Below are 9,528 nucleotides of genomic sequence, written 5' to 3' on the forward strand. Positions count from 1 at the left end.
GTCGAGAAAAGCCTGAACATAGAACGCCACGCGACCGACACGCTGCCGCAGCGCATCCACCATATCTATTCGACGCTGCTGACCCGCGACGAAGCCGCATGGGGCATGCCGTCTGACGAAGGCCAGACCTATGCCGAGCGCCAGCAGGGGTTGATCATCGAACTCGCCCGCCGGCTCGGCGAAAGTATCTCACCCGAAGCTGCCATCACCGACACCACCGAGCTTCTGCGGCGGGCGCGTCGCTGGCAGCGCGAAAACACCGGCGATGCGGAAGGGCAAAAGCAGGTCCGCACGCTCGCCGACGCGGTCCAGAGGTTGCAACGCGTCGGGCCCTGGGCCTCGACCAACCCGCGCATCACCCAGGAGGAGATCGCCGAACACCTGAAGCGTATACGCAACGACTACTGCCGGGGCGGACTGCGCGACACGATGAACCGGTTCATTCCGCAGCCGGCCGGACCGCGTTGCGCCTATATCCGGGTGCCGGAGGCGCTGGGCCTGCATGAATATGCTGGCTCGATCGAGGACGCGGTTGCCGAGCTGCACCGTCGCATGCAGGAAGCCATCACCAGCACCGTGGCAGAGATCGAGGCCGGCCGCGGCTTCATTTTCTATCCGAATCCCTTCTATCATCGCTAGACGAGTGCCGATCGGCGCAAGATGAAGGAATGCGGCAAGCCTCATGGCGGTCTATGTCGACGCGGCAATCTGGAAATGGGTTGGTCATCGCTGGTGCCATTTGATGGCTGACGACACCGACGAGTTGCATCGCTTTGCCGCTCAGCTTGGCGTCAAGCGCTCATCCTATCAGGGGCCGCCCAAGACATCGGCGCCGCATTATGACATAACCGGCTTCGAGCGCGACCGCGCGGTGCGGCTCGGCGCCATCGAATGCAGCCGCGAGGAGATCGTCGCGATCTTCAGGCGAGTGAGGGTGCCCAAGGGAAAGATTCGCTCATGACGCTGACGGCATTTCTGGCTTATTGCGCTGCGATCACACTTGCCGCCGCGACGCCGGGACCCGCAATGTTCGCCGTCATCACCAACGGCGTGTCGCGCGGGTTCCTTCGCGCGTTCATGGCCGGAGTCGGTGTTGCCGCCGGCGATGCCGTGCTGGTCACACTGGCACTGCTCGGACTGGTGGCGCTGGCCCAGACCTTCGAATGGATTTTTCTGCTGCTGAAATACGCGGGCGCTGCCTATCTCGTCTTCCTCGGCATCAGGATGTGGCGCGCTGCCGCTACGCAATCGAATGAGCCGCAGGCGGCGCAGGCGAGATTGTCGCGGTCGTTCTTCCTCGGCGCATCCATTGCGCTTGGCAATCCGAAGGCGATCCTGTTCCATGCCTCGATCATGCCGCTGATCCTGAACCTTGACACCATGACCCTTGCAGATGGCCTGCTGGTGGTTGCTGTCGTGATCAGCGTCAACATCCTCACCATGGGTCTCTATGCCGCTCTCGCGGGCCGGGCTTCGGGCTGGTTCCGGACACCGAGGCGCATGCGGCTGATGAACAGGTTCGCCGGCAGCGCCATGATCGGCACCGGAGCGCTGATTGCCGCACGCTGAGCGGTGAAGCGGCACACGGCTTGCGTTTGTCGCGCATCCCCTCTATATGCGCGCTCATTCCACACACGGACTTTGGTGTCTGCCCGGGAGAAATCCGGCTGAAACCTCCGGTGGCGTTCGAGGACAAAGTCCAAAAATGCCTGTGTCCGTGGAGGCTAACCGGAAAGGAACTTTGAATGGCACTGCCTGATTTCAGCATGCGCCAGCTTTTGGAAGCTGGCATTCACTTCGGCCACCAGACCCATCGCTGGAACCCGAAGATGGCGCCTTACATCTATGGCGCCCGCAACAACATCCACATCATCGACCTGTCGCAGACGGTGCCTTTGCTGCACCAGGCGCTGAAGCAGGTTTCCGACACCGTCGCCAAGGGCGGCCGCGTGCTGTTCGTCGGCACCAAGCGTCAGGCGTCCGACATCGTCGCCGATGCGGCACAGCGTTCGGCCCAGTACTATGTCAACTCGCGTTGGCTCGGCGGCATGCTCACCAACTGGAAGACGATCTCGAACTCGATCCAGCGCCTGCGCAAGCTCGACGAGATGCTGGCCGGTGAGGCCCAGGGCCTGACCAAGAAGGAGCGCCTCAACCTCGACCGCGAGCGCGAGAAGCTCGACAAGGCGCTGGGCGGCATCAAGGACATGGGCTCGACGCCCGACCTGATGTTCGTCATCGACACCAACAAGGAAGCGATCGCTATCCTCGAGGCCAAGCGTCTCGGCATCCCGGTCGTCGCCATCATCGATTCGAACTGCGATCCGGACAAGATCGACTTCCCGATCCCCGGCAATGACGACGCGGCCCGCGCCATCCAGCTCTATTGCGACCTGATCGCCAAGGCTGCGATCGACGGCATCGCTCGCCAGCAGGGCGCGCTCGGCGTCGACATCGGCGCTTCGGTCGAAGCTCCGATCGAGCCGGCGCTCGAGCCGGCTCCGGCCCCAGCGTCGGAAGCCCCCGAAGCTTGATAATCGAAGGCCGGTTGCGGCCTTCATCTTTCTCATATTTTGGCACGCTAAACAGACGCACCATCGAACACCGATGGTGCGTCGGTGCATTTAAAACAAAGAGGCGACAATGAGCATTTCGGCTGCACAGGTCAAAGAACTCCGCGACTTGACCGGCGCGGGCATGATGGACTGCAAGGCGGCGTTGACCGAGACCAACGGCAACATGGAAGAGGCCGTCGACTGGCTGCGCAAGAAGGGTATTTCCAAAGCCGACAAGAAGGCTGGACGCACTGCAGCGGAGGGCCTGATTGGCGTTGATTCCGGCGTTCGCGAAGCGGCCGTCGTAGAAGTCAATTCCGAGACCGACTTCGTTGCTCGCAACGCCGCGTTTCAGGAAATCGTCGCCAACGTTGCCAAGGTCGCTCTGGCCTATGGCACGACAGAGGCTGTAGCCGCCGCAAAGTATCCCGGTTCGGACAAGTCGGTTGCCGACACCATCAAGGACGCTGTCGGCACCATTGGCGAAAACATGGGCTTCCGCCGCTCTGCCAAGTTGACCGTTCCGCACGGCGCCGTCGCAACCTACGTCCACAACGCGGTTGCCGATGGCCTTGGCAAGCTCGGTGTTCTGGTCGCCATCGAGACCACGGGCAACGAGCATGCGGCCAATGCCTTCGCTCGTCAGGTCGCCATGCATGTCGCTGCCACCAATCCGATGGCGCTGACCGCAGAGCAGATCGATCCGGCCGCGGTCGAACGCGAGAAGGCGATCTTCTCCGACCAGGCGCGCCAGTCCGGCAAGCCGGAAGCCATTATCGAGAAGATGGTCGAAGGCCGTCTGCGCAAGTTCTACGAAGAGGTCGTGCTCCTGAAGCAGGCCTTCGTGCTCAATCCCGACATCACCGTCGAGAAGGCGCTGAAGGATGCCGAGAAGGACATCGGCGCGCCGGCCAAGATCACCGCTTACCTGCGCTTCGCGCTGGGCGAGGGCATCGAGAAGGAAGAAACCGATTTCGCGGCGGAAGTCGCGGCTGCGGTCAAGAAGTAAGCCGCCAACCGGCTTTTCGGCTCAGGCAACTCGGCCGGGCGCTCGCGAGGGCGTCCGGCCGATTTCTTGTGCGATGTCGACAAAGGCGCGCAGCTTCGGCGCCATCGCCGCCCGGCGCGGAAAGTAGAGAAACAGGCCTGGTTCCTCGATTGCCGACTGCGGCAGCACCTGGACAAGTCGACCGGCGGCCAGGTCGGCGCGCACCAGCGGCTCGAACACATAGGCCAGTCCCATCCCAGACAGCGCCAAGTCGATGGCGGCAAGGGAATCGGTGACGACGGCGGTGCCGCGCGTTTCCACCGCCACGTCCTTGCCGTCCTCCGTCAAATCCCAACGATAGATCGCGCCGGATCGCACCAGGCGGTAGCCGATGCAATTGTGGGCGGCGAGATCGGCCAGGCTGCGCGGGCGACCACGCCGGCCGATATAGGCTGGCGAAGCGACGATGATCACCTGGAAGGGCGGCGTCATCCGGATCGCGATCATATCCTGTGCGATCATTTCGCCAAGCCTGATGCCGGCGTCAAAGCCTTCGCCGACGATATCGACCAACCCTTCGTTGGCAAAGATTTCCACCGTCACATCCGGATAGCGCTCCGCCATGGCCGTCACCACCGGCGTCACCGCCATCGGGACGGCGACATGCGAAACGTTGATTCTGAGCAGTCCAGCCGGGCGACCCTTGATGCCGCGGATGCGCTCCATCCGCTCTGCGATATCCTGCAGCGCGGGCTCCGCCGTTGCGACAAGCGCCTGACCGGCCTCGGTCAGCGATACGCTGCGTGTCGTGCGCGCAAACAGCGGTTGGCCGATGCGTTCCTCCACCAGCCTGACCGCATGGCTGACCGCCGAAGGGCTCATGCCGAGCTCTGCCGCCGCGGACGCAAAGCCGCCGCGCCGGGCCACGGCAACGATGACGGGAAGATGGCCGAGCAGATCGCGATCCATTCATGCATAGTATCGCATAGTTTATGAAGATAATGCAACATTATCAAACGAAGTGAGCTGGGGCATCTAACGCTGCATCAACGCCGTTTGGCGAAGCAGCAAGGAGACGTTCCATGACCATGTCCTACTACACCCTTGGCAGCAGCGGGCTGCGTGTCACCCGGTTGGCGCTCGGCACCATGACCTTCGGCACCGAATGGGGGTGGGGCGCCGACAAGGAGACGGCACGCGTCCTGGTCGATGCCTATGTCGAGGCAGGCGGCAATTTCTTCGATACGGCCGACGCTTATACCGGCGGTACCTCCGAGACCTGGCTTGGCGAGTTCATTGCCGAACGCGGCCTGCGCGGCAAGGCGGTGATCAGCACCAAGTTCAGCATGAATCTGGAGCAGGGCAATCCGAATGCCGGCGGCAACGGCCGCAAGAACATCATCCGCGCCGTCGAAAGCTCGCTGAAACGGCTCGGCACCGATAATATCGACCTCTATATCCTGCATGCCTGGGACAGGCTGACTTCACCGGAAGAGGTGATGCGAACGCTGGACGATCTGGTGCGCGCCGGAAAGATCCGGCATGTCGGCCTCTCCGACGTCCCCGCCTGGTACGCAAGCAGGGCGCAGTCCATCGCCGAACAGCGCGGCTACGAGCCGGTTTCGGCGCTGCAGCTCGAATATTCGTTGGCCGAGCGCAACATCGAGCATGAATTCGTGCCGTTCGGCACGCGCTACGGCGCCGGCATCATGGTGTGGAGCCCGCTGGCCAGCGGCTTGCTGAGCGGCAAATATCGTTCAGATACAATCAGCAAGGCGGGCGGGCGACTGGAGACGATGCGCGGTTCGACCAATCCCGGTTTCCAGAAATTAACCGCCCGCAACTGGGCAATCGTTGCCGAACTGGAAAAAATTGCCGGTGAGCTTGGCCGCGGCATGGCCCAGATCGCCTTGAACTGGGCCGCCACACGGCCCGGTGTCGCTTCGGTGATCATCGGTGCGACGAAACTCGATCAGCTCAAGGACAATCTCGGCGCGCTCGATTTCGAGGTTCCCAAGGAGCTTTTGGCAAGGCTCGACGCTGTCAGCCAGCCGGTCACGCCGTTCCCGTACTCGTTCTTCGGCCCGGAAATCCAGGGCGGCCTCACCGGCGGTCAGGCGGTCGGCGACAAGCCGGCGGGCTACTTCCCGGACCTGCTCATGGAAGGTGCTTTTGCCGGCGTGAGTTGACAAAAGGCGAGAGAATTCCGGGTCGGGCGCCGCGTGACATCGCGGCGCCCTTCGTGTATCGGAACACGGCATCGCGCCATTGTTTCGGGGCGGCGCCTGCGCGAGGGTAGCCACCCGGAACGCGCCACATGCAAAATGAAGAGGCCCAGATGACGGTGAAGCCCCTCTACCGACGTGTTTTGCTGAAAGCGTCGGGCGAAGCATTGATGGGCGAACAGCATTTCGGCATCGACGTTTCGGTCGTCGATCGCATCGCCGGCGACATCGCTGAGGCGCGTGCACTGGGCATCGAGGTTGGCGTCGTCATCGGCGGCGGCAACATCTTTCGCGGCGTGGCCGTTGCCTCCAAGGGCGGCGACCGTGTCACCGGCGACCACATGGGCATGCTTGCCACGGTGATCAATTCGCTGGCGTTGCGCACGTCATTGAACAAGATCGGTGTCGACGCCGTGGTGCTTTCGGCGATCGCCATGCCCGAACTTTGCGAGAGCTTTTCGCAGCGCCAGGCGACTGCCTACATGAACCAGGGCAAGGTGGTGATCTTTGCCGGCGGCACCGGCAATCCGTTCTTCACCACTGATTCGGCCGCCGCACTTCGTGCGGCTGAGATCGGCGCCGACGCGCTGTTCAAGGGCACTCAGGTCGACGGCGTCTACTCGGCGGACCCGAAGAAGGACCCGAATGCGACGCGTTTCGAGCGCATCAGCCATGGCGAAGTCATAAAACGCGGTCTTTCCATCATGGATACGGCAGCGATTGCACTTGCGCGCGAAAACAACATTCCGATAATCGTTTACTCGATCCACGAAAAAGGTGGTTTCGGCGATATTCTGAGGGGCGGCGGCCGCTGCACGGTCGTCGCGGACGATTGATCGAGGGCCTGATCCCGAAAGGGAAGCCGGTTTTCGAAAGTCAGGCTCGAATACGGGGCCTTGCCCCGAAGCAGTGAACCCGCGTTAGACGGGTCGAGGAGATAGAGATGAGTGGTGAGTACGACGATCTCAAGCGGCGCATGGATGGGGCGATCGCCGCGTTCAAGCATGATCTGGCTTCGCTGCGGACCGGTCGCGCCTCCAGCAATCTGCTCGATGCGATCCAGGTGCAGGCCTATGGCACCACCATGCCGATCAATCAGGTCGCCAACGTCTCGGTGCCGGAGCCGCGCATGATCTCGGTATCGGTCTGGGACAAGTCGATGGTCGGCGCGGTCGACCGCGCTATCCGCGAATCCAATCTGGGTTTCAACCCGATCGTCGATGGAACCAACCTCAGGATTCCACTGCCTGAACTCAACGAACAGCGCCGCAAGGAGCTGGTCAAGATCTCGCACACCTACGCCGAGAATGCCCGGGTCGCCGCGCGCCATGTGCGCCGCGACGGCATGGACTTTCTGAAGAAGGCGGAGAAGGACGGCGACATCAGCGAGGACGATCAGCGCAAGCGCTCGGATCAGGTCCAGAAACTCACAGACGAAACGATCAGCACCATCGACCACCTGCTTTCCGATAAGGAAGCTGAAATCATGCAGGTTTAGGGTCTTGGCCAGCGGCTGACCCGAAAGCGAGAACATGGCAACGCCCGCGCATGTCGCGATCATCATGGACGGAAACGGACGCTGGGCCAAGGCGCGTGGCATGCCTCGTCTTGCGGGCCATCGTGCCGGTGTCGAGGCGCTGCGCAAGACGGTGCGCGCAGCACCCGGACTCGGCATCTCCTACCTGACCGTCTACGCTTTCTCGTCGGAGAACTGGTCGCGGCCGAAGTCCGAGGTCAGCGACCTGATGGGTCTCCTGAAAATGTTCATCCGCCGCGACCTGGCCGAATTGCACCAGAGCGGCGTGCGGGTCAGGATTATCGGCGACAGGGCAGGGCTGCAGTCCGACATCAGGGGCCTGCTCGACGAGGCCGAATCGCTGACTGCCGCCAATGAATCACTGACGCTGGTGATCGCCTTCAACTACGGCGGACGCGACGAGATCGTTCGCACGGCGCAAAAGCTTGCGTCGGCCGTGGCGCGTGGCGAACTCGACAGCGAGGCGATCACCGCCGAGAGCTTTGCCGGCGCTCTCGACACGCATGGCATTCCCGACCCGGAGCTTGTCATCCGCACCAGTGGCGAACTCCGGCTGTCGAACTTCCTTCTGTGGCAGGCCGCCTATAGCGAGCTCGTCTTCCTGCCTTGCTACTGGCCCGATTTCAGCCGCGAGCACCTTGCCGAGGCCTTGCGCGAATTTGCCAGCCGCGAACGCCGTTTCGGCGGACTTGGGACCCAGGCCGTTGCTTCGCGACCGGCCGCAGGATGAGCAATCTCCAGCTGCGTGTCATTTCGGCTGTCGTGCTTGCCATCATCACCCTTGGTTTGACCTGGCTCGGCGGTCTGCCGTTCCGGCTGCTGTGCGCCGCAATGGTGGTGGTGATCTTCTATGAATGGACCCGTATGTCGCGCCCGACCGGGGCCGCGGGTCTGGGTTTCCTGCCGGAAGCGCTGCTGGTTGTCTTCATTGGCGTCTTGCTTGCCGGCCTTGCCACCTCCTGGCTGCTGCCGCTTGTCGTGGTCATGGTTGCCGCAACGGCGATTGCCGCCTCGGTTCGCAAGACTGGGCAGTGGGATGCGAGCGGCCTTGCTTATGCCGCGGTCTCAGGCCTGTCGCTCGCCTTGCTGCGCGATGGCGACCGCTCGGGCCTCATTGCCATCCTGTTCCTGTTCGCGGTCGTCTGGGCCACCGATATCTTTGCCTATTTCGTCGGCCGAGCGGTTGGGGGACCGAAGCTGGCGCCGGCGATCTCGCCTGGCAAGACACGCAGCGGCGCGCTCGGCGGCGCTGTTGGTGGCGTCGTCGCGGGGCTGGTCCTCGCTGCCGCTGCTGGTGTCGGCAATCTGGCATTGCTCGGCCTTGTGGCGCTCGTGCTATCGATTGTCTCCCAGGCCGGTGACCTGTTTGAATCCTGGGTCAAGCGCCGCCACGGCCGCAAGGATTCGGGTGCGCTCATCCCAGGCCATGGCGGCGTCATGGATCGTGTCGATGGGCTTGTCGCGGCGGCTTTCGCCCTATACGTCATCGGTTGGATCTCGGCGACCGCCGATCATCCGGCGCAGGGGCTGTTTCCCGTTTGAGTGGTGCCATTTCAGGGTCCGATGCGCGGTGCGCCTTGGATTCGCCCGGATTGGTGTCACAGTCACGGCACACTCTGCGCCGTGGAAGAATTTGAGGGTTTGTCTTGAACGAGATTCTTCACGCGCTTTTCAGCACAGAAGGCTTTGTCCTCGGAACGCTCGTGCCGTTCGTGTTTGTGCTGACCGTGGTCGTGTTCGTCCATGAAATGGGCCATTACCTTGTCGGGCGCTGGTGCGGCATCGGCGTCAAGGCCTTCTCGATAGGCTTCGGCCCGGAACTCTTCGGCTTCAACGACAGCCACGGCACGCGCTGGAAACTGTGCGCGATACCGCTTGGCGGCTATGTCAAATTTGTCGGCGACATGAATGCCACCTCGAGCCAGCCCACTTCGGCAGAGATCGAAACGCTGACCGAGGCGGAGCGCAAGGTCGCCTTTCACACGCAGCCGATCTGGAAGCGCGCGGCGACCGTGGTGGCCGGGCCGCTGTTCAATTTCCTGCTGACGATCGTCGTCTTTGCCGTGCTGTTCACCACCTATGGCCGTTATGTCGCGGAGCCCATGGTGGCCGAGGTGACCGCCGACAGCCCGGCGGCGAAGGCCGGCATCCTGCCCGGTGACCGATTCGTCAGCGTCGACGGCAACAAGGTCGAAACCTTTGGCGACGTCCAGCGCCTGGTCT

11 protein-coding genes and 1 pseudogene are annotated in these 9,528 nt (G+C 62.8%); 11 read left to right on the plus strand and 1 reads right to left on the minus strand.

Going from position 1 to position 9,528, the window contains the following annotated elements:
* The 5 genes and pseudogenes from EN935_RS11765 to tsf form a co-directional block, all read left to right on the plus strand.
* Window positions 1–639, plus strand: a pseudogene (locus EN935_RS11765) (hypothetical protein); the annotation flags it as partial.
* Between the two features lie 43 nt (window positions 640–682).
* Entirely contained in the window at window positions 683–961 is a 279-nt protein-coding gene (locus tag EN935_RS11770) for a DUF4031 domain-containing protein (protein ID WP_127265797.1), read from the plus strand.
* Window positions 958–1,569, plus strand: coding sequence for a LysE family translocator (locus EN935_RS11775; RefSeq protein ID WP_127265799.1), 612 nt, complete (start codon window positions 958–960; stop codon window positions 1,567–1,569). The genes EN935_RS11770 and EN935_RS11775 overlap by 4 nt, the downstream gene beginning before the upstream one ends.
* A 176-nt stretch (window positions 1,570–1,745) precedes the next feature.
* Window positions 1,746–2,534, plus strand: a complete 789-nt coding sequence (gene rpsB / locus EN935_RS11780; RefSeq protein WP_127265800.1) for a 30S ribosomal protein S2 — start codon at window positions 1,746–1,748, stop codon at window positions 2,532–2,534.
* Window positions 2,535–2,643: 109 nt separating this feature from the next.
* Window positions 2,644–3,564: a translation elongation factor Ts gene (gene tsf, locus EN935_RS11785; RefSeq protein WP_109669054.1), complete on the plus strand. Its 921-nt coding sequence runs from the start codon at window positions 2,644–2,646 to the stop codon at window positions 3,562–3,564.
* 21 nt (window positions 3,565–3,585) lie between these two features.
* On the opposite strand, the gene EN935_RS11790 is transcribed toward tsf, so the two are convergent.
* Window positions 3,586–4,512 carry a LysR family transcriptional regulator gene (locus EN935_RS11790; protein WP_126069050.1) on the minus strand — a complete coding sequence of 309 codons (927 nt, stop codon included), beginning with the start codon at window positions 4,510–4,512 and terminating at the stop codon, window positions 3,586–3,588.
* 113 nt (window positions 4,513–4,625) lie between these two features.
* Here EN935_RS11790 and EN935_RS11795 point away from each other — a divergent pair, with 113 nt between their 5' ends.
* From EN935_RS11795 to EN935_RS11820, 6 genes are all read left to right on the plus strand, one after another.
* Window positions 4,626–5,732, plus strand: coding sequence for an aldo/keto reductase (locus EN935_RS11795; RefSeq protein WP_127373332.1), 1,107 nt, complete (start codon window positions 4,626–4,628; stop codon window positions 5,730–5,732).
* A 149-nt stretch (window positions 5,733–5,881) separates the two neighbouring features.
* The gene (gene pyrH / locus EN935_RS11800) at window positions 5,882–6,604 is read left to right on the plus strand and encodes a UMP kinase (protein WP_091574801.1); all 723 of its coding nucleotides are present in this window, start codon (window positions 5,882–5,884) and stop codon (window positions 6,602–6,604) included.
* Between the two features lie 107 nt (window positions 6,605–6,711).
* Entirely contained in the window at window positions 6,712–7,266 is a 555-nt protein-coding gene (frr, locus tag EN935_RS11805) for a ribosome recycling factor (protein WP_013531759.1), read from the plus strand.
* Between the two features lie 34 nt (window positions 7,267–7,300).
* Entirely contained in the window at window positions 7,301–8,035 is a 735-nt protein-coding gene (locus EN935_RS11810; protein ID WP_109669048.1) for an isoprenyl transferase, read from the plus strand.
* Window positions 8,032–8,847 (plus strand): phosphatidate cytidylyltransferase, encoded by an 816-nt coding sequence (locus tag EN935_RS11815; protein ID WP_109669046.1) that lies wholly within the window; start codon window positions 8,032–8,034, stop codon window positions 8,845–8,847. Before EN935_RS11810 ends, EN935_RS11815 begins: the two co-directional genes overlap by 4 nt.
* 104 nt (window positions 8,848–8,951) lie before the next feature.
* Window positions 8,952–9,528, plus strand: a 577-nt coding sequence (locus tag EN935_RS11820) for an RIP metalloprotease (RefSeq protein ID WP_164771090.1), incomplete at its 3' end; no start/stop codon positions are given.

It is taken from the genome of Mesorhizobium sp. M7D.F.Ca.US.004.03.1.1, assembly GCF_003998635.1.
Classification (GTDB): Bacteria; Pseudomonadota; Alphaproteobacteria; order Rhizobiales; family Rhizobiaceae; genus Mesorhizobium; species Mesorhizobium loti.

Bases quoted from the DNA above. Each gene is read 5' to 3' on its own strand.
- EN935_RS11770 (WP_127265797.1), top strand. From the start codon at position 683: ATGGCGGTCTATGTCGACGCGGCAATCTGGAAATGGGTTGGTCATCGC.
- EN935_RS11775 (WP_127265799.1), top strand. From the start codon at position 958: ATGACGCTGACGGCATTTCTGGCTTATTGCGCTGCGATCACACTTGCC.
- rpsB (WP_127265800.1), top strand. From the start codon at position 1,746: ATGGCACTGCCTGATTTCAGCATGCGCCAGCTTTTGGAAGCTGGCATT.
- tsf (WP_109669054.1), top strand. From the start codon at position 2,644: ATGAGCATTTCGGCTGCACAGGTCAAAGAACTCCGCGACTTGACCGGC.
- EN935_RS11790 (WP_126069050.1), bottom strand. From the start codon at position 4,512: ATGGATCGCGATCTGCTCGGCCATCTTCCCGTCATCGTTGCCGTGGCC.
- EN935_RS11795 (WP_127373332.1), top strand. From the start codon at position 4,626: ATGACCATGTCCTACTACACCCTTGGCAGCAGCGGGCTGCGTGTCACC.
- pyrH (WP_091574801.1), top strand. From the start codon at position 5,882: ATGACGGTGAAGCCCCTCTACCGACGTGTTTTGCTGAAAGCGTCGGGC.
- frr (WP_013531759.1), top strand. From the start codon at position 6,712: ATGAGTGGTGAGTACGACGATCTCAAGCGGCGCATGGATGGGGCGATC.
- EN935_RS11810 (WP_109669048.1), top strand. From the start codon at position 7,301: ATGGCAACGCCCGCGCATGTCGCGATCATCATGGACGGAAACGGACGC.
- EN935_RS11815 (WP_109669046.1), top strand. From the start codon at position 8,032: ATGAGCAATCTCCAGCTGCGTGTCATTTCGGCTGTCGTGCTTGCCATC.